Source organism: Acetobacterium sp. (genome assembly GCF_030652775.1).
GTDB lineage: Bacteria > Bacillota > Clostridia > Eubacteriales > Eubacteriaceae > Acetobacterium.
The window spans coordinates 1-19934 of sequence record NZ_JAUSPS010000068.1; the positions used below are offsets into that span (position 1 = coordinate 1).

Below are 19934 nucleotides of genomic sequence, written 5' to 3' on the forward strand. Positions count from 1 at the left end.
ATAAATCTTCAAAATGGCTTCAATCGTATTTTTTACCGCATAGGAACTGGTAAAGGGTCCAAAATATTTCGCCCCATCTTTTTTATATTCCCGGGTCATCATAATCCGGGGGTATTCTTCATTGACAGTCAGCCGAATCCAAGGATAGCTTTTATCGTCCTTAAGCAGAATATTATACCGGGGATGATGGGTTTTGATCAGATTACATTCTAAAATCAGGGCTTCCATTTCCGAATCGGTAACGATGGTCTCGATGGTTTCGATATGGGATACCAGAACCACTGTTTTGGAAGTAAGCTGATTGGCCGAATGGAAATATTGCCGCACCCGATTGCGCAGATTAATGGCTTTCCCGACATAAATAATCTCGCCATTATTGTTTTTCATGATGTAGACCCCGGGGTTCTGGGGCAAATCTTTTAATTTTTCTTTAGCATACATAGTGGTCAACCTTAAATAAATATTTTTTTGGTTTTTTTTGTTTATTCGCCACCTAATTTTGGTATAATAATAATACTTTTTTAAACATCAGATTATTATACAGAAAGGAAGTGTTACCATGTTTGAAAAAATAACTGTCGATGGCCACAATACCCTGATTTCTTTCGGTAATTTCGAAGTGAAGATTGTTCCGAAAATTTATGGTGGATTTACTCTGACAAAATCAATAAAAGACAATCCCTTTAAAATCATCGAAATACGTGAGATAAGACTTCCACTTTCAGAGAAGGAAGTTATCAAAGAAGCGAAAGATCTGTTAAAACGAAAATATGAGTCCATTGACTTTAACAGCTATTGTACCACCTGAATCTTGAGTTCAGCTTTTTTTGATCCATCTCCCTTACCAATCGAGATGGATCAATTTATTTACTTGCCCGTTTTTTCGGCGATGCGCTGCTATTATCATTCCCGACGATTCCTTAAACATCTAAAGTGTTTGTGAAATCATTTGACATTAGGCTTCACCGGGTGTATAATGAAAAAGAATTAAAGTGTATTTATTGATTTCACATATTTTTGCAAGTCATTTTTACGTTTAGATGATTTGCAAAAATATGTGTTTTTTGTTTTTGCATCACGATTTATAAATAATATTTAGGAGGTACCTAAAATGAATAATGGTACAGTAAAATGGTTTAATGAGGAAAAAGGATTTGGTTTTATTTCAGTAGATGGCGGCGAAGATGTATTTGTACATTTCTCAGCAATTATTGCCGACGGACGTAAAAACCTTGTTGAAGGCCAACGCGTAACTTTTGATACCGAAAAAACGGATCGTGGCTTACAGGCTACAAACGTTTTTATTGCATAATTAAGTAGTTTTTTAAAAGCCCCACCAGCTCTGCTGGTGGGGCTTTTTTTTACTAAACTACCGTACCGACCAATTGTTAATCTGTTGTTCGCTGCGGAATCGGACAGGCTACGCCATGTCCGCTCCGATGCGTACAACATGATCTAACAATTGTCGGTACTACTTCAGTTTTATGTCTACGACCAATTATCAATCTTAATCTTCTTTGGGCGGCTCAGTTTTTATATGACAGCCCGGGCAGCCGGCGCCGCCTTTGCAGCCTTCACAGGAAAAATCCCCTGCTTTCATTTTCTTGACCTTCTTAAAGATAATATAACCCGCCGCACCTAAAATTAATGCTGCTAAAATCCAGGTAATCATTGAGTCCTTCTTTCTTCTATTTATAATGCGCTAAATACTAAACAAAAATCCGACTGCCGACCTGATAAACGATAAATGACACGGCATAGGCCAAACCAATTTGATAGGATAATGCAAAGAAAAAATCCCGCCAGTTTCCCAGTTCTTTTTTCATGGTGGCGATGGCAGCCATACAAGGTGATGCCAACAGGACAAAAATCACAAAACTATACGCCGATACCGGGGTAAAGATTTGGCTGATGGCAACCGTAAAACTGCCATCCTGTCCTGACAAGAGCACGCTCATGGTACTGATAATCATTTCTTTGGCAGCGACTCCCGTCAGCAGGGCAACCGAGGCGACCCAGTTACCAAATCCCAGTGGAATAAAAATTGGGGCGATGATCTTGCCGAACATGGCCAGGATACTCGCATCCGGCGAATCTACCATTTGGAAACTTGGGGTAAAGCTTTGTAAAAACCACAGCACCACCGATGCCGCAAAAATAATGGTTCCGGCACGAACAATAAATTCTTTGGTTCGTTCCCATACCTGAGTCGCAGTATTCCTAAGCTTGGGCAATCGCAGCGGTGGGATTTCCAGTAGATAACCAGAATCCGCTCCCTTAAACCAGGTTTTTGAAAGGACAAATCCTGATCCAAAAACTACCGTTAAGCTGACCAGATAAAGCGAAAAAACTAACAGCGTCTGATATTTGGTGAAGAATACCGAAGCCATCAAGACGTAAATGGGCATCTTCGCACCACATGAAATAAAAGGCGTCAATACCGCAGTCAATTTACGTTCCCGTTCGTTTTCCAGGGTTCGGGTCGCCATGATTCCGGGAACCGAGCAGCCTAATCCCACCACCATCGGGATAAAAGATTTTCCTGATAAACCAAAATGTCTAAAAATCCGATCCATAATAAAGGCCACCCGAGCCATATAGCCGCTGTCTTCCAGAATCGAGATGAAAATGAATAACACCACTAACTGGGGTACAAAAGTCAGTACTGCCCCAACCCCGGTGATAATGCCGTCATTGATCAGAGCGATGATCCAATCCGCTGCGCCGAGGCTGCCCAACCCCGCAGCCACCGCAACCATCAGCACATCATTGATAAACCACTCGATGCCGCCGATGGTAATATCCCCCACCAGCGTAATCGAGACATAATAAATTACAAACATAAACAGAAAGAAAATCGGCAGCGCCGCATATCGGTTCATTAGTACCTGATCCAATTTTTCCTGAAATTCAATGACGTTTTCTTTGGTTTTCTGGGTTGCCTTACTGATCCCTGCAGTGATAAAGCGGTACCGATAATCAGCAATAGCACTGTCGACATCATGATTTGACAGTGCTTCGATCTTTTTTCTGACGGTATAAATATCTTTTAGCAAATCACCATTTTCATGAATCTTCAGCAGCACCTCCTCATCTTTTTCAATCAGTTTGATGATCCGAAAAAGACGGGGGTAATCTGCTAAAACATCAGAATATTTATTCTGGATCAGCTCGTCAAATTCATTGAATAATGTCATTATTTCCTGGGGGAATATCTGTGGAAATTCTTTTAGTTTCTTAATGTCCACCGTTTTTTCAACCAGTTTGATCAGTTCGTCAATTCCGGTTTCTTTTTGAGCGGATATTTCAATAAAGGGATAACCGAAGATTTTTTCCATCTCCCGGACGTCGATTTCAACCCCGGTTTTCTTGACCACATCCATCATGTTCAAGGCTCCGACCATCGGACAGTTAAGTTCCATCAGCTGAGTACTTAAATAAAGATTTCGTTCAATGTTGGAGGCATCAATAATATTGATAATCAGATCTGGCCGTTCTTCCAGCAGAAAATTTCGAGATACAATCTCATCCATAGAGTAGGGTGCCAATGAATAAATTCCCGGCAGATCGACTAATGTGATGTCCTTAGCTGTATCTCTCAGATTTCCTTCTTTTTTTTCAACGGTTACCCCCGGCCAGTTTCCGACATAGAGATTACTGCCGGTCAGACAATTAAAAAGGGTGGTCTTTCCCGAGTTGGGATTTCCCACCAACGCTATTCTATATTTCATTTCATTTCCTCATTTTCATTGATGCCAGACTAAACGCTGATTAAAATAATGCTAAACAACGAAACCACCTGTACAGGTGGTATTTCGTTTATTACTGAACCATTAAAATATTCTCAGCGTCTTTTTTCCGGAGACTGAGGGAATATCCTCTGAGGCGAACCTCAATAGGATCCCCAAATGGAGCTGTTTTATTAACTTGAATCTCTACACCTGGTGTTACACCCATGTCCATGAGTTTACGACGCATTAAGCCTTCTACGGCGATAGAGCCTACACAGGCTTTCTGGCCTGGTCTTAAATCTTTCAAAGTAAACATAAACACACCTTCTATTCTTATGGTTTAAATTCATAAATGGAATCTGCCAAAATTTGTTAATGATGACTTTCTTTTTTGTTAGCTTTATTATACTCTAATTGAAACTCATTGTCAATTAGCGACTGAAACTTTTTATGGCTTTAAGCTTTATTTAAACACATCAAAAAAAAAGAAAGCTGGATCAGCTTTCTTGAGGTTAGTTTTATACTACCGTACCGACCAATTGTTAATCTGTTGTTCGCCACAAGCTCGGACAGGCGATGCCATATCCGCCTTGATGCGTACAGCATGATGTAACAATTGTCGGTACTGGGTTATCATTTATTCTATCACTTTAAGATTCTCTTGAGATATTGGCCGGTGTAGGATTCGGGGACTTGGGCGATTTCTTCGGGAGTCCCGATGGCGATAATGGTACCGCCGCCGTCGCCGCCTTCGGGACCGAGGTCGATGATGTGGTCGGCCACCTTGATCATATCCAACTGATGCTCAATGACGACTACGGTGCTGCCGCTGTCAGCCAGCCGCTGGATCACGGTGATCAGCTGATGAACATCGGCGATGTGCAGACCGGTGGTGGGTTCGTCCAGCACGTAGAGGGTTTTGCCGGTATTGCGTTTGCTTAATTCGGTGGCCAGTTTAACCCGCTGGGCTTCGCCGCCGGATAGCTGGGTTGATGGTTGTCCCAGACGCACATAACTGAGACCGACATCATATAAGGTTTGGAGTTTGTCATTAATTTTGGGGATGTTGCTGAAAAATTCCAGGGCTTCTTCCACTGTCATATCCAGAACATCGGCAATATTCTTGCCCTTATACTTCACTTCCAGGGTTTCCCGATTATAACGTTTTCCGCCACAAACCTCACAGGGCACATAGACATCGGGCAAGAAATGCATTTCGATTTTGATGATTCCGTCACCGCTACACTTTTCACAGCGGCCGCCTTTGACATTAAAACTAAACCGGCCCTTTTGATAACCCCGAGCCTTGGCTTCCGGGGTTTTGGCAAAAAGATCCCGGACCAGATCAAACACCCCAGTATAGGTGGCCGGATTGGAACGAGGGGTTCTGCCGATTGGCGACTGATCGATATCGATGACTTTGTCGATAAATTCAACCCCCTCGATATTGGTGTATTTCCCCGGTTTTTTCAGGCTCCGATAAAGCTTCTGGGAAATCCCCTTATAGAGAATTTCATTGATCAGGGTACTTTTCCCCGATCCGGAAACCCCGGTAACGCAGACAAATTTTCCCAACGGAATATCGACATCGAGATTTTTTAAATTGTTCTCCCGGGCGCCAACAATCCGAATGGTTTCGCCAGTTCCTTCCCGGCGCCCTTCCGGAATCGGAATAAAGCGCTTGCCGCTGAAATACTGGCCGGTAATCGATTCGGGCACTGCCATAATTTCTTCCAGAGTTCCCTGGGCAACGATTTCGCCGCCGTGAACCCCTGGGCCGGGGCCAATGTCAACAATATAGTCGGCGGCCTGCATGGTTTCTTCATCATGTTCGACCACGATCAACGAATTACCTAAATCGGTTAACCGCCGCAGGGTTTCCAGCAGCTTTTGATTATCCCGCTGATGCAGTCCGATACTGGGTTCATCCAGCACATACAACACTCCCACCAGACCTGAGCCAATCTGGGTGGCCAGCCGGATCCGTTGGGATTCGCCCCCGGACAAGGTTCCGGCGTTCCGGGACAGGGTCAGATATTCCAAGCCGACGTTTATGAGAAAATTAAGCCGAGCATCAATTTCTTTAAAGATCGATTCGCCGATCATCATTTCCCGATCAGTCATGATCAGGGTCTTGAAAAATTCAATCAATTGGCCGATCGACATATCGGTAATTTCGATAATATTCCGATCATGAATCGTCACCGCCAGACTGATGGGATTCAGCCGTTTACCATGACAAGTGGGACAGGGTGTTTCTGACATATAGCGTTCAATTAAAGACCGCATCCGCTCTGACGTGGTTTCGATATAGCGCCGTTCCATGTTTTTAATCAGCCCTTCAAAGGTGGAGCTATAGGTACCCGAAAATTTGCCTTCATAGGCGATTTCCAGTACCTCGTCACTGCCATATAAGAGGGCATTTAAAAATGCCTCACTGGCATTTTCCAGCGGCGTATCAATGGAAAACTGATGTTTTGCGGCTAACGCCTTAATCAGATTATAATAGTATTTAGAATCGCTTTTTAAGCCAAAGAATTTGATCGCACCACTGGCAATCGATAAGCTTTTGTCCGGTATCAATAAATCCGGATCCACTTCCTGATGAAAGCCCAGGCCATGACAATCCGGGCACATCCCAAAAGGGTTGTTGAATGAAAAGGTTCGTGGTTCCAGGGCATCCATGGCAATGCCACAATCAGCACAGGCCAGTTTTTCGCTAAAAAGCTGCGCTTCGCCGCCAATGACATCACAGATCACCAATCCTCCAGAAAGCTTCAGGGCAATTTCCAGCGAATCAGACAGCCGTTTTCCGAGGTTATCCTTTGCCACCAGACGATCGACCACCACTTCGATGGTGTGCTTCTTATTTTTGTCCAGATTGATTTCATCGCTGACCTCCATTGGTTCGCCATCGACAATGATCCGCACAAAACCTTCTTTTTTGATGTGATCAATGGTTTTTTTATGCTGTCCCTTTTCTTTCCGAACAACCGGTGCCAGAATCTGAAACTTAGTTTTTTCCGGAAGCGTCATGATACTATCGACAATCTGATCCACTGATTGGGATTCCACCACTTTTCCGCACTTCGGACAATGGGGAATTCCAATCCGGGCGTAAAGCAAGCGAAGGTAATCATAGATCTCGGTGACCGTACCAACGGTAGAGCGGGGATTGCGGTTGGTTGTTTTCTGATCAATGGAAATCGCCGGGGATAATCCATCAATGCTCTCCACATTCGGTTTCTGGGACTGACCCAGAAACTGTCGGGCATAGGAAGAAAGGGACTCCATATAACGGCGCTGCCCTTCGGCATAAATGGTATCAAAGGCCAGCGATGACTTCCCCGATCCGCTCAGCCCAGTAAAAACCACCAGCTGATCCCTGGGTATTTTCAGGTTAATGTTTTTTAAGTTGTGCTCTTTCGCACCTTTTATTTCGATGTACTTCATATTACTCCTTATATCCGTTACTTATCTTCTGTAATTTTTGAGATGATGGATTTCGTCGCGCAGTTTGGCGGCCCGCTCGAATTCCAGGGCTTCCGCAGCTGTCAGCATTTCCAGTTCCAGCTCCTTGATTTTTACGTCAATATCCACTGCTTCGTCGCCAACATGATAGGTTTGCGGCTCTTCGGCCACTTTGGTTGCCTCGATGATCGAGCGGATATCTTTTTTAACGGAGCTGGGGGTAATGTTATGGGCTTCATTATGAGCCGTTTGAATGGCGCGGCGACGGTTTGTTTCGCTGATGGCGCGATCCATAGACGGCGTGATCTTATCAGCATACATAATGACATGGCCTTCCAGGTTACGGGCGGCCCGGCCAACGGTTTGAATCAGGGCGGTTTCTGATCGCAGGAACCCTTCCTTATCGGCATCTAGAATCGCCACCAGACCAACCTCCGGCAGGTCAAGCCCTTCTCGCAGCAGGTTAATGCCCACCAGGACATCAAAAGTCCCTAATCGTAGATCGCGGAGAATTTTCATCCGTTCGATGGTATCCACATCCGAATGGAGATAATTCACCATGATCCCATTCTCTTTCAGGTAATCGGTAAGATCTTCGGCCATTTTTTTTGTTAACGTGGTGACCAATACCCGATTTCCTTTACCGGTGGTCAATTTAATTTCACCCAACAGGTCATCAATCTGACCAGCCACCGGGCGAACCGTTATCTCAGGATCGATCAGGCCGGTGGGCCGGATGATCAACTCAACCGTATTCTGACTGTGTTCTTTTTCATATTTGCTGGGCGTGGCTGTCGTAAAGACAATCTGCTTAATTTTGCTTTCAAATTCGGAAAAATTCAAGGGTCGGTTATCAAAGGCCGAGGGCAGACGGAAGCCATAGTCGACCAGATTGCTCTTTCGAGCCTTATCCCCGGCGTACATCCCGCCAATCTGGGGGATTGAGACGTGGGATTCATCGGCAATAATCAGAAAATCCTGGGGAAAATAGTCGATCAGTGTATAGGGTGGCGATCCTGGGGGTAAACCGTTAATGTAACGGGTATAGTTCTCAATCCCGTTGCAATAACCCATCTCCCGGAGCATTTCAATATCGTAATTGGTGCGCTGGAGAATCCGCTGCGCTTCTACTAAGCGGTTGTTATTGGTATATTCATCATAGCGCTGCCTAAGTTCCTGCTGGATTCCCGCAATTGCCCGTTCCAAATTTTCCGGCGTGGTGGTGTGGTGGGAGGCCGGGAATATCGAGACATGGTTCAATTCCCCATAAATCTCCCCGGTTAGGGTATCAACCTCGGTAATTCGCTCGATTTCGTCACCAAAGAACTCCAGACGAATCGCTTTATTTGATGAAGCTGACGGAAATATCTCCAGGATATCGCCCCTCACCCGGAAATTATTCCGCTCAAAAGCAATGTCGTTCCGGGTGAATTGGATTTCCACCAGTTTTCGAATAATTGTATCGCGATCTTTTTCCATTCCCGGACGGAGCGAAAGCATCATGTTTTCATAATCAAAGGGACTACCCAGTCCATAAATACAGGACACACTGGCAACCACAATCACATCCCGCCGTTCAAACAGAGCGGCGGTAGCAGAATGTCGCAATTTATCGATCTCATCATTGATCGATGAATCTTTTTCAATAAACAGATCCGAGTGCGGCACATAGGCTTCGGGCTGATAATAATCATAATAGCTGACAAAATATTCCACCGCATTATCCGGAAAAAAACTCCGGAACTCATTGGTCAGCTGGGCCGCCAGGGTCTTATTATGAGCAATCACCAGGGTTGGTTTTTGCACCGCCTCGATGACCTTGGCCATGGTATAGGTTTTTCCTGACCCGGTTACCCCCAACAAGGTTTGATATTTTAAGCCATCCTGGATTCCTTTAGAAATATTTTCAATGGCCGGTCCCTGATCTCCCTTAGGTTCGTATTCCGAGACAACCTTAAATGCATGCTTCATTTCTTTCATCAGCACCCTCCAATCAATTAGATGAACATTCGTTCTATTATTCTACCACAGCTTTTTTTTAATGGCAAATGATAATCCTTCTGATTTAATAAATTCTTAATTTTTCTGTTTAAAATAGAAAAAGCATGCCATTACGGCATGCTCTCAAAATCAATTGGTTCCGCTGAGAACCTGCAGGGCTTTTTGAAGCTGATTATCTTCCTCGTCAGTGAAAATATTATTTTTCATAAAGTCGGTGGCTTCGATGGCAATATTCGGTTCCAACCCTTTTTCGTGAATATTATTGCCATTGGGGGTGAAATATTCAGAGTTTGTCACCTTAAAACCGCCGCCATCAGTAAGACTGATGATTTCCTGAACAATGCCCTTACCGAAGGTCTTTGTTCCCACCAGTTGGGCGGCTCCAGTATCCTGAAGGGCACCAGCTAAAATTTCTGCCGAACTGGCTGATCCGCCATCCACCAACGCCACCATCGGTAAGGCCAGCTGTTCGGTACCGTCTGACTTATAGTCGGTTTTATTTCCGTTTTTATCAACCGTATAAACAACCATCGTTTCGCCAAGAATTCGGTCGGCAATTTCCACCGCTTCTTTTACCCCGCCGCCGGGGTTACTTCGTAAATCGATGACTAGCCCGGTGATGTTCTGCGCCAGTAGCTCACCTAGCTGGGTTTCAAAATCATCAGCGGTTTTATCGGTGAACTCACTAATCTGAATATAGCCCTTATCCCCGATCACTCGGGATTCGACCGTCTTTGCTTCGATGGTTTTTCGCACCAATTGCATTTCAATAATTTCCTCACCTCTGGCGATGGTGATGTTGACGGTGGTATCTGCCGGCCCTTTCACCTTCGCAACAACCGCATCTGATCCGATGGTGCTGACATCTTCACCGTCCACCTTGATTATCTTATCACCGGTTTTGATGCCCGCTTCCTCTGCCGGTGTGCCTTTCTGGGGTGCAATAACAGTCGTATAGCCCTGATCGTCTTCTGTCACCACCACGCCGATGCCTTCATAAACGCCGGTGGCTGATTCCATGTATTTTGAAAATTCTTCAGAGGTAAAATAAGTGCTGTAAGGATCACCAAGACTGTCAAACATCCCTTTAATAGCCCCATCGAGCAGGGTGGTGTTATCGACATCCTTATAGTATTCTAAGCCAATCTGATCTTTCAGTAGCAAAAGTTTTTTAATACCAGCCGCTGTTTCGCTGCTGTCGACATTCACAATCATCTTGTTTCCGATCAGAAAATTCCCCGTTGTCGCCACTGTGAAGGTGATGATATTCGTGATGATCAGCACCACAATAATCACGATAATCTTTGTTTTTTTTGATTTATTTTCCATTGCTTCACCTAATCCTAAACTTTTATTCTGCTGCAAATAAAACAGGAGAAAAGAATCATGATTCTTTTCTCCTGTTCTTTAATTATATTCTACAATGTTTCGCTTAAAAATATCCTAAAGGATCGACAAACGATCCGCCGGAAAGTACGCCAAAGTGCAGATGAGCGCCGGTCGAATCACCAGTTGAGCCAACGTATCCAACCACATCCCCTTTATTAACGGTTTGGCCAGATGATACGGCAAATCCGCTCATATGAGCATACATGGCTTGGACGCCATTTCCTAAATCGACAATCACACAATTTCCATAGCCGCCATTCCAACCTGCTGATATGATGGATCCATTACCCATGGCCAGAATTGGGGTTCCTGATGGCGCACCCATGTCAACCCCGTAATGAGTACGGTAATCACCCCAGATCGGGTGCAGTCGAGTACCGAAGAAATCATCATCCGCTGATGGATAATAACCCGGGCAAGGCCATTGATAGGTTCCGTTTGATGGGACAAAGGATGTGTTCCCACCAGTGGTTGATCCGCCCGAGGCAGCCGCCTGAGCGGCCATCGCTGCGCGAACCTGGGCTTCGATATTGGCGGCATTAGCGGCCTCAGCTGCAACAATCGCCTGATACTCAGCGACGATGGCCTGATTTTGCGCTAATAAACTATCCTTTTGAGCCTTAACTTCCTGCTGCTGAACTAATGCTGTTTCCTGTTCGGACTTTTTAGAAACTGTTTGAAGACGATCGGCTTCGATCTTAGCTTTCTTTTCATCGATGATTCTTTTTGTTTCAGCTAAAGCATCCAATGAATCCTTATCCGATTCAATGATATATCGGGACATATCAACCTTGGTTACAAAATCTGCAAAATCACTTGATGTAAATAAAAATTCAAGCATGCTGCCATTTCCATACATGTACATGGTTCGGACACGTTCGTTCATGGCTTCTTCCTGTTCCTGACGTTTGGCTTCGGCTATATTCAGTTCTTCCTGGGTTTTTGCTATATTGGCTTCCAGTGCTGCAATTTCAGCATTTATTTTATCGATGACGCCGGTAATCCGACTCATTTCTTCATTAGCCTTGCCAATTTCAGCTTCGATTCCGGCAATCGTATTCTGAGTCATATCAATTTGATATTGAGCTGCTGCCTGTTTTTGATTGCTCTCTTCCAGTTGTTCGGTCAGGGATGCGGCATTTACCGGAGAGATCAACATCCCCAAGGTAACAATCATGCCCACAATGCCTGAAATAATTCTTTTTTTTGTCATCCGACAATCCTCCTGTTTTTGACCAAGTCTAATCATTTATACATCCAAAAATTTGCGAATCGCAAATATACTGCCCACTGCTCCGATAAATCCTCCGTAAATCAGGAAGAAAAATATCAATTGACCCATCACTGCATCCGGGGAAGCCAAAGTGGCGTCCACTGGCAGAAAGAGATTCCCACCAACTAAACCCAAAATATAATAATAGGTGATGCGGATAATCAGGAATGCCACAATGGCTCCCATTAACCCCAGTACGGTTCCTTCCAGAATGAAGGGAGCCCGGATATAGGCGTTGGTTGCGCCCACATATTTCATAATTCCAATTTCCCGGCGTCTTGCAAAAACGGTTAATTTAATGGTGTTGTAAATAATAAAGATGGAAATCATCGATAGTACCACCAGCACCACAATACTCAAGGTGTTCGTGAACTTATTGAAGTTCACCAGCGCTTCCACATATTCCTGTCCATACCGGACATATTCAACCCCTTGATTTTTAAAGGACATGGCCAGGGTTTGAACTTCTTCCATATCATTCGGATCGGTTACCCGGACAACAAAAGATGCTGGCATGGGGTTGTTTTCGGAATTATAGCCACTGAGCAGCGGGGCATAATCTTCCAGACTCACCGTAAACTTTTCTAGCGCTTCCTCGGCACTTTCAAAGGTAACATTCTCAATCAGATCGCTTTTTTTCAGCGCTTGTTGGATTGTTTCTTTTTGAGTATCGGTGAAATCCGACTGCAGAAATATCTTCAGTTCCAGTTTTGATTCCACATCCTTGGTAACTTCCTGGACATTAATGGTTAAGATCAGGAAAATACCCAAGATAATTAAAGCAGCAATAACCGACAACACCGAAGCGGCACTCATTAAATTATTTCGCTCAATGCTCTTCATGGTATCCCGAACAACATTTCTGGGCATTGTTTTTATCGAACTAAACTTCATAGCCGTACCTACCTGTCGCATCATCTACCTTAAGAATACCATCTTCCAATGTCAAAACTCGTTTTTTCATCGTATCAACAATCTCACGGTCATGGGTTACCACGACGACCGTTGTTCCGCGTCGGTTGATTTCTTCAAGGATACTAATGATCTCATATGATGTTTCCGGATCAAGGTTTCCGGTGGGCTCATCGCAAATCAAAATCGATGGATTATTGATGATCGCCCGGGCAATGACCACCCGCTGCTGTTCTCCCCCGGATAATTCATGGGGATAATGGTTCATCCGATGGGATAAGCCAACCATATCCAGCGCTAATGGCACTCGCTTTTGGATCTGTTTTTCAGATTTTCCAATTATTTCCATGGCATAGGCCACATTTTCGTAGACGCTTTTATTTTCCAGGAGCCGAAAATCCTGAAATACAATTCCCATTTTCCGTCTTAAAAAGGGAATTTCTTTTTTTGAAAGTTTGGCGACATTAAAATTATTAATATATACTGAACCTTCAGTGGCCTCAATTTCTCTTAAGAGAAGTTTAATAAATGTGGATTTTCCCGCCCCGCTTCTACCAACTAGAAAAACGAACTCACCCTTATCAATAAAGAGACTCACATTTTTAAGCGCATCACTCTTGTTTTTATCATAACCCTTGGTTACATTTTTAAATTCTATCATCTCTTAGCCACTCCTAAATTACTTATCATTCTGATTGCTTTGAAAGGGTATTTTAACATGTACTATCCTATTTTCTTCTTAAATGCATGTGATAAGTTAAGATTACCTTAATTATTTAATCCGGAATATAGAAGTCTTCTGGAGTTCAGCCAGTTTTTCGCCTTCCGGGTATTCCGTGTTTGAATCTGAATTTATTTTAGCATACTTTTAGAATAATTTCATTATAAAAATAAATTTTTTGTAACAAATGTATCTGAATTCGTCCGAATTTTTAAATTAACTTATCATAATTACTTATTTGATTATTTCATGATCATTTTTTTATAAAAAAATGATCATGAAATAAAAAAAGAAAAGATGGTTAATCATTCCCCATCTTTTCTTAATTATTTTATAACCATTTTTTTATCATGGACTAATTGGTGTGCCGTACTGTCTTATTTCAAAATGCAAATGGGCACCTGTTGAATTACCGGTGCTGCCAACTGCACCAACGGTTTGACCTGCACTGACGGTTTCACCTGAGGATACATTGATTGCACTCAAATGCGCATATACTGCCGAAATTCCATTTCCCAGATCGACAATGACACAATTACCATAGCCGCCATTCCAACCCGCTGAGATGACTACGCCATTTCCACCACAGGCAACAGCAGTACCTTCTGAAGCGCCAATATCAACGCCTGAATGAAATCGTATTGTCCCGGGATTAAGCGGATCATCACGATACCCGAAGGGACTTGTAGTGTCGCCACCGCATGGCCACATATAGCCATTAGAGTAGCTTGGCGTTGGTGTCGAAGATTCTCCACCACCGGTACTTGCGCCATCGCCACTACTTGCGCTTCCGTCGCCAGTTTCGGTGTTTCCGCTATTTTGAGCTGCTGCCTGTTCTGCTGCGGCACGCTGTTGTTCATAATATGCTTGCAATTGACCTTCAATATCAGCCGAGGTTGCTGCTTCAGCTTCTTCAATGGCCTTGTATTCGTTCAATGTTGACTGATTTTGAGCCAACAACTGATCTTTTTGTGCCACTACTTCTTCCTGCTGAGTTAAGACAACTTCTTGTTCTGTTTTTTTCTCAACTGTCTTTAATCGATCTGCCTCAATGCTCAGTTTCTTCTCATCAATTACTTTCTTCGTTTCTTCCAGCGCATTCAGGGAGTCCTTGTCTGCGGTCATGATGTAACGGGACATATCCACTTTCGTAATAAAATCTGAGAAATCCGAAGCTGAAAAGATGAATTCCATGATGCTGCCGTTCCCGTACATATACATGGCGCGAACCCGATCACTCATGGCTTCTTCCTGCTCGCGTTTTTTTGCTTCGGCTATTTTGAGTTCTTCCTGTTTTTTTGCTATATTCCCTTCAATGGTTGATATCTCTCCGTTGATCGCACCAATCACCCCACTGATTCGATTAACCTCTTCATTGACTTTGCTGATTTCGTCTTCAATCCCATTAATGGTATTCTGAGTCATATCAACTTGATATTTTGCTGCTGCCTGTCGAGCATTGCTTTGTGCCAATTGCTCGGTTAATGAAGCCGCATTGACGGGTGCTGTTAAAAATGCCAAAACCAGGGAACCAGTAACGATACCTGATACTATTCTATGTTTTTTCATTTTACCCCTTTCCCACAATCTTAGTGTGACCTATTTGTTTGTTACTTTTACAATAACTATTTATTATTTTTGTAACGGTTGTATTATACCATAATAATGTCGCAATTAAAACAAAAACAATAAAATAAGTTGTAAATATTTTGTATGAAACAGCGATAAATACGATGCTTTTTTTCACAAAAAAAAGACACTCCAAAAATTCAGAATGTCTTTTTAGTAACTGATTATTAAGAACTGCTATTTTAAAAACTTAGAATGCGGCTTTATAAATAGCAATCACATCTTCTTTAGTTGGGCATTTTGGATTTCCGCCGGTACAGATGTCAGCCAGAGCCAGGTCTGCTAATTCACCAAAGTCCGCTTCTTTAACGCCGAGTTCTTTGAGTCCTGATGGAATCCCAACATCTTTGGATAGCTTCTTGATGGCATCAATGGCCATGATATTGATTTCTTTTGGTTCGCGACGGCTGGTGTCGACCCCCATCGCCTGAGCAATGTCTTTTAATCTGTCACCAACCGCATCGGCATTAAATGCCGTTACATAAGGTAACAGAATGGCATTACAAACGCCGTGCGGCAGGTCATAGAATCCACCTAACTGGTGCGCCATGGAATGAACAATTCCCAGTCCGCCGTTAGAGAAGCCCATGCCGGTAACAAACTGGCCATAAGCCATGGCATCCCGGGCATCCAGATCGTCACCCTCTTCGACAGCTTGTCTCAAACTGCCAGAAATGGCTTTGATCGCTTCCAGATTAAAGAGGTCGGTGAAGCGGGAGGCGCCAGCAGTGGTATAACCTTCAATCGCATGGGTCAAGGCATCCATGCCGGTTGCTGCAGTTAATGATTTGGGCATTTTCAGCATTAAAACCGGATCATTGACCGCTACTGTAACCAGACAGTTGGGATCAACGATCACCATTTTCAGTTTTCGGTCTTCATCGGTGATCACATAATTGATCGTTGCTTCACTGGCGGTTCCGGCAGTGGTATTAATGGCCACAATCGGCAGCGCTTTATTAGCGGTTTTTCCAACCCCTTCATAATCCCGGAGATCCCCGGGATTGGTGGCCAGAATGGCAATCCCCTTGGCGGTATCCTGGGGCGATCCGCCACCGATACTAACCAGAAAATCACATTCGTTATCCTGCAAGGCCTGAAGACCGGCGTTTACATTGGCAACAGTCGGATTGGGTTTAACTTCTGAAAATAAAGCATACGGAACTTTTGCTCCATCTAATACATTGAGCACATCTTGAACAATACCTGCTTCAACAAGTACTTTATCGGTTACAACTAAAGCTTTTTTCACGTTCATACGTTTGATCTCGGGAGCAATTAATTCAATTGCACCGGGTTCCATAATTACTACTGGTGGAAAATAATAGGTTCTTGCCATAAGAACACCTCCAAATTTATTCGTTTACATGATTATATGCGATCGAAATGGCTGAATAAATGGAAATTTTATCTTGTTTGAGATACATTATTGAAAAGACTGATAGATGACATGGAATAAACCGAACACAACAAATAATAAACGGCTTTCTGGATCTCTCAAACTCCCGTACCGACCAATTGTTAATCTGTTGTTCGCTGCGGAATCGGACACTAATAAGAAATAGCATTTCTTATTAGTCGCGGGCAGTCGCCAACTACAAGCGAGCTTGTGATTGGCTCGTTGCCACCACGCAGGCTTTGCCGTGTCCGCTCCGATGCGTACAACATGATGTAACAATTGTCGGTACTACTTTTTCTGTTCTATTTCAATTTCAGTTGTTTAAATTTATCTTTTGTTTTTAAGAATTGTATTATATGATTTCAAGCAGAATTGATAGAATTAATTGTGTAAAAGAGGTAATTATGAAAAATATCAGTATCCTCGGGTCAACTGGTTCGATTGGAACCCAGGCTCTGGATGTGGTTTCTGAAAACAGCGACGCTTTAAATATTGTCGGTTTAACGACCAACACCAGCATTGATCTGCTAGAAAAACAGATTGACGCCTATTCCCCCCGGATTGTCTGCGTCATGGACGGAGATGCCGCACTGGTGCTGGAAAAACGGTTGAAAACAAAGGGATCCGTAGTTGAAGTGGTTAGCGGTTTAGAGGGTCTGATTGCGGTGGCCACCGCATCCGAAAATAATCTGCTGCTCACGGCAGTATCCGGCATGATTGGCCTGCAGCCAACCCTGGCAGCCATTAATATGGGCATTGATATTGCCCTGGCCAATAAGGAAACGCTGGTGGCCGGCGGCCAGATCGTTATGGATGCTGTGGCGGCAAAAGGTGTTTCTTTGCTTCCGGTGGACAGTGAACACTGTGCCATTTTTCAATGTCTGATGGGAAATAAACATCAAGAAATTGACCGGATCATCATTACCGCTTCCGGTGGGCCGTTTCGGGGACAGAATTTCGAACAGCTACAGGCAGTAACCTTGGCTCAGGCCTTGAAGCATCCCAACTGGTCGATGGGAAAAAAAATCACCATCGATTCGGCCACCCTGATGAATAAGGGGTTGGAAGTCATCGAAGCCAAATGGCTTTTTGATCTGAGCATCAATCAGATCGATGTAGTGGTTCATCCCCAGAGCATTATCCACTCGATGGTGGAATTCATCGACCATTCCACGATCGCTCAATTGGGAATGCCAGATATGGCTCTGCCGATCCAAATCGCCTTTTTTTATCCCGAGCGAATTGCCAATAACCGCCAGGTTCTAGATTTCAGCCAGGTTCGGGAGCTGACCTTTGAAGAGCCAGATCGGATCGCCTTTCCCTGCTTGCAACTGGCCTACGACGCCCTTGAAATCGGCGGTACGATGGCCTGTGTGCTAAACGCTGCCAACGAGATTTCAGTAGCCCGATTTTTAAATCAGGAGATCCACTTTCTCGATATTCCCCGGATTAACCGGCTGGTGATGGAAAAACATCAGGTGATTTCCAATCCGGATCTCAGTGATGTGCTGGCCGTGGATAACTGGGCCCGGCAGATTGCCGGGGAAACGGTTAGTAAATCTTTAAACTAAGGTGACTAATATAAGCGTTTTGCAGCGACCTTTTTATTACATAAAAAATGAGACAGTCATTTTATTTCCTTAAAATGACTGTCTCATTTTTACGAACTCGACAAAATCAAGCCTGACTTAAATCAAATCCTCGTTATTTGTTACTCTCGATATTTTCCTTGACCCACTCCAAAGCGCCGTAGGCATCGTCCGCATAACCGTCAGCCCCAATCTCTTTTGCGAATTCGGCGGTTACCGGACCTCCGCCAACCATGATTTTTGTCTGCGAAAAATCGCCGGAATTTTGTTCTCGAATTAAGTCAATGACACATCGCATTTCTTTCATCGTTGTCATCAGCAGAGCGCTAAGCATCACGAAATTCGGTTTATATTTTGCGATTGATTTGACAAATTTTTCTCCCGTCACATCCACCCCTAAATCAATGACTTCATAGTTATTTGCTTCCAACAATAAACTAAGCATCGTTTTTCCGATATTGTGAATATCGCCGTAAACCGTACCAATGACCACCCGGGTTCGTCCTTTAGTAATGGGCTTTCCATCCATTCTGTCTTGTTTTTCAATCGCTCGCAAAGCGGCATTTGCCGCTCTGGCTGATAACAAAACATCGGTTATAAAGAAGTCTTCGGTTTGAAATTTCTTTCCCACTTCTTCAATCGATGGAATAATTGCTTCTTCAATAATTTTTTTAGTTGGGACTCTGCGTAATGTATATTCTTTAATTAATTCCTGCGTCCTTGGGACATTGCCATTATAAATAGATTCTTTAATTTCTTCAAACATATTAAATACTCCCTTTATTTTAAAGCAATCTTTTCCGAAACTGTGTTGGTGTTATTCCCTCATTCTTTTTGAATACTTTGCTAAAATAGCTCGTGTCGCCAAAACCCAGTTTTTCTGACACATCCGCAACGCTGTTTTTAGGATTATGTAATAGTTTTTTTGCTGTTTCCATTTTTACTCTTGTAATATATTCAATTACCGTGCATTCCAAGACTTCTCTGAATACATGACTAAGATAATATTGGCTCACGAAAACAGCTTCGGCCACATCCAAGAGGGTAATATTTTTTCTGACATTAGTGCGAACGTATTCTGTTGCTGAATCCACGATCTGCTTCGTTTTAATCGAGGTTTGTTTTCCTTCAAGCAAGTCCATATATTTATTGAGAATGATGCACACCCAACTGCTGATTTCCGCCGCATTGTCCAAGCTATAAATTTCATTGATTACTTTGGTATTGAGTAAGATAACCGCCGACATTTCCGCACCTGTTTCAACAACAGTTCTCGAAATCATGATCATCAACTCCAAGACCATCGTTTTAAATAAGTCCAACCGGGTTATGTATTTTTCCATGATATCCGACATACAACCAAGCAGTGCTTGATATGCTCCGTCTCTGTCGAGGATGGAAATTTTTCCCAATAGCTCTTTTTCTTTTTGAAGTTTATACTGTCCATACATCTTTTCGTTAGAATTAATTAGCTCTTGATGGAGCCGTTTTTTCTCTTTTATTTCCTGATTCAACACGGATTGATGATACATGATTTCTTTTTTATGTTTTTTTGTTTCATTATCACGGTTGATGACCTGATTGGCGACCAAATACAACAAGGAAGCGGCCGCATGAACCTTATTCGAACTCACGATTTTAAGTTTGGAGACACTTTTTTCTAAAGCTTCGATGTCTAGATTCTTGTTTTTTTCGCGCAACTCTTCATAAAAAAAGTCATCCGGTTCCCACATTAAAATGTTTCTGCAGATTATGATACCGGCATATTTTTCGTCAATCATCAGCGGTGCCGCAAAGGCCAGGATTCCGGCATGGCACA

The 19934-nt window shown here is 43.4% G+C and carries 17 protein-coding genes; 3 read left to right on the forward strand and 14 right to left on the reverse strand.

The genetic code is table 11. The annotated features are described in order from the left end of the window. On the reverse strand, positions 1-441 hold a 441-nt coding region (locus Q7J41_RS11940), incomplete at its 3' end, for a GIY-YIG nuclease family protein (RefSeq protein WP_304888386.1). A gap of 118 nt (positions 442-559) precedes the next feature. On the opposite strand from Q7J41_RS11940, the gene Q7J41_RS11945 reads away from it, so the two are divergent. Beyond that, the gene (locus tag Q7J41_RS11945) at positions 560-808 is read left to right on the forward strand and encodes a hypothetical protein (RefSeq protein WP_304888388.1); all 249 of its coding nucleotides are present in this window, start codon (positions 560-562) and stop codon (positions 806-808) included. Between the two features lie 303 nt (positions 809-1111). Continuing rightward, a complete protein-coding gene (locus tag Q7J41_RS11950; RefSeq protein ID WP_014356887.1) occupies positions 1112-1312 on the forward strand; it encodes a cold-shock protein in 201 nt (66 codons plus the stop codon). Between the two features lie 195 nt (positions 1313-1507). On the opposite strand, the gene Q7J41_RS11955 is transcribed toward Q7J41_RS11950, so the two are convergent. The 11 genes from Q7J41_RS11955 to Q7J41_RS12005 all read right to left on the reverse strand — a co-directional run bounded on the left by Q7J41_RS11955 (position 1508) and on the right by Q7J41_RS12005 (position 16466). After that, positions 1508-1672, reverse strand: a complete 165-nt coding sequence (locus Q7J41_RS11955; protein ID WP_304888392.1) for a FeoB-associated Cys-rich membrane protein — start codon at positions 1670-1672, stop codon at positions 1508-1510. A 37-nt stretch (positions 1673-1709) separates the two neighbouring features. Beyond that, complete coding sequence (gene feoB, locus Q7J41_RS11960; RefSeq protein WP_304888395.1) at positions 1710-3731, reverse strand: ferrous iron transport protein B; 2022 nt, start codon at positions 3729-3731, stop codon at positions 1710-1712. Positions 3732-3822: 91 nt separating this feature from the next. Continuing rightward, the gene (locus tag Q7J41_RS11965) at positions 3823-4047 is read right to left on the reverse strand and encodes a ferrous iron transport protein A (RefSeq protein WP_026395981.1); all 225 of its coding nucleotides are present in this window, start codon (positions 4045-4047) and stop codon (positions 3823-3825) included. 329 nt (positions 4048-4376) lie between these two features. Next, a complete protein-coding gene (uvrA, locus tag Q7J41_RS11970; protein WP_304888400.1) occupies positions 4377-7184 on the reverse strand; it encodes an excinuclease ABC subunit UvrA in 2808 nt (935 codons plus the stop codon). A 21-nt stretch (positions 7185-7205) separates the two neighbouring features. Continuing rightward, on the reverse strand, positions 7206-9182 hold the full coding sequence (uvrB, locus tag Q7J41_RS11975) for an excinuclease ABC subunit UvrB (RefSeq protein ID WP_304888402.1): 1977 nt from the start codon (positions 9180-9182) through the stop codon (positions 7206-7208). A 150-nt stretch (positions 9183-9332) separates the two neighbouring features. After that, entirely contained in the window at positions 9333-10532 is a 1200-nt protein-coding gene (locus tag Q7J41_RS11980) for a S41 family peptidase (protein ID WP_304888404.1), read from the reverse strand. Positions 10533-10635: 103 nt separating this feature from the next. After that, positions 10636-11805, reverse strand: a complete 1170-nt coding sequence (locus Q7J41_RS11985) for a murein hydrolase activator EnvC (RefSeq protein ID WP_304888406.1) — start codon at positions 11803-11805, stop codon at positions 10636-10638. A gap of 36 nt (positions 11806-11841) precedes the next feature. Then, positions 11842-12759 carry a permease-like cell division protein FtsX gene (ftsX, locus tag Q7J41_RS11990; RefSeq protein WP_304888408.1) on the reverse strand — a complete coding sequence of 306 codons (918 nt, stop codon included), beginning with the start codon at positions 12757-12759 and terminating at the stop codon, positions 11842-11844. Continuing rightward, positions 12749-13438: a cell division ATP-binding protein FtsE gene (gene ftsE / locus Q7J41_RS11995; protein ID WP_304888410.1), complete on the reverse strand. Its 690-nt coding sequence runs from the start codon at positions 13436-13438 to the stop codon at positions 12749-12751. Before ftsE ends, ftsX begins: the two co-directional genes overlap by 11 nt. A gap of 408 nt (positions 13439-13846) precedes the next feature. Then, positions 13847-15067: a murein hydrolase activator EnvC gene (locus Q7J41_RS12000; protein WP_304888412.1), complete on the reverse strand. Its 1221-nt coding sequence runs from the start codon at positions 15065-15067 to the stop codon at positions 13847-13849. 250 nt (positions 15068-15317) lie between these two features. Next, complete coding sequence (locus tag Q7J41_RS12005) at positions 15318-16466, reverse strand: iron-containing alcohol dehydrogenase (RefSeq protein ID WP_304888414.1); 1149 nt, start codon at positions 16464-16466, stop codon at positions 15318-15320. 461 nt (positions 16467-16927) lie between these two features. On the opposite strand from Q7J41_RS12005, the gene Q7J41_RS12010 reads away from it, so the two are divergent. Next, positions 16928-18097 carry a 1-deoxy-D-xylulose-5-phosphate reductoisomerase gene (locus Q7J41_RS12010; protein ID WP_370651015.1) on the forward strand — a complete coding sequence of 390 codons (1170 nt, stop codon included), beginning with the start codon at positions 16928-16930 and terminating at the stop codon, positions 18095-18097. A 133-nt stretch (positions 18098-18230) separates the two neighbouring features. Here the strand turns inward: Q7J41_RS12010 and Q7J41_RS12015 are convergent, their stop codons facing one another. Beyond that, entirely contained in the window at positions 18231-18881 is a 651-nt protein-coding gene (locus Q7J41_RS12015) for a B12-binding domain-containing protein (RefSeq protein WP_304888419.1), read from the reverse strand. A gap of 19 nt (positions 18882-18900) precedes the next feature. After that, positions 18901-19934, reverse strand: a 1034-nt coding sequence (locus Q7J41_RS12020; protein WP_304888421.1) for a helix-turn-helix domain-containing protein, incomplete at its 5' end; no start/stop codon positions are given.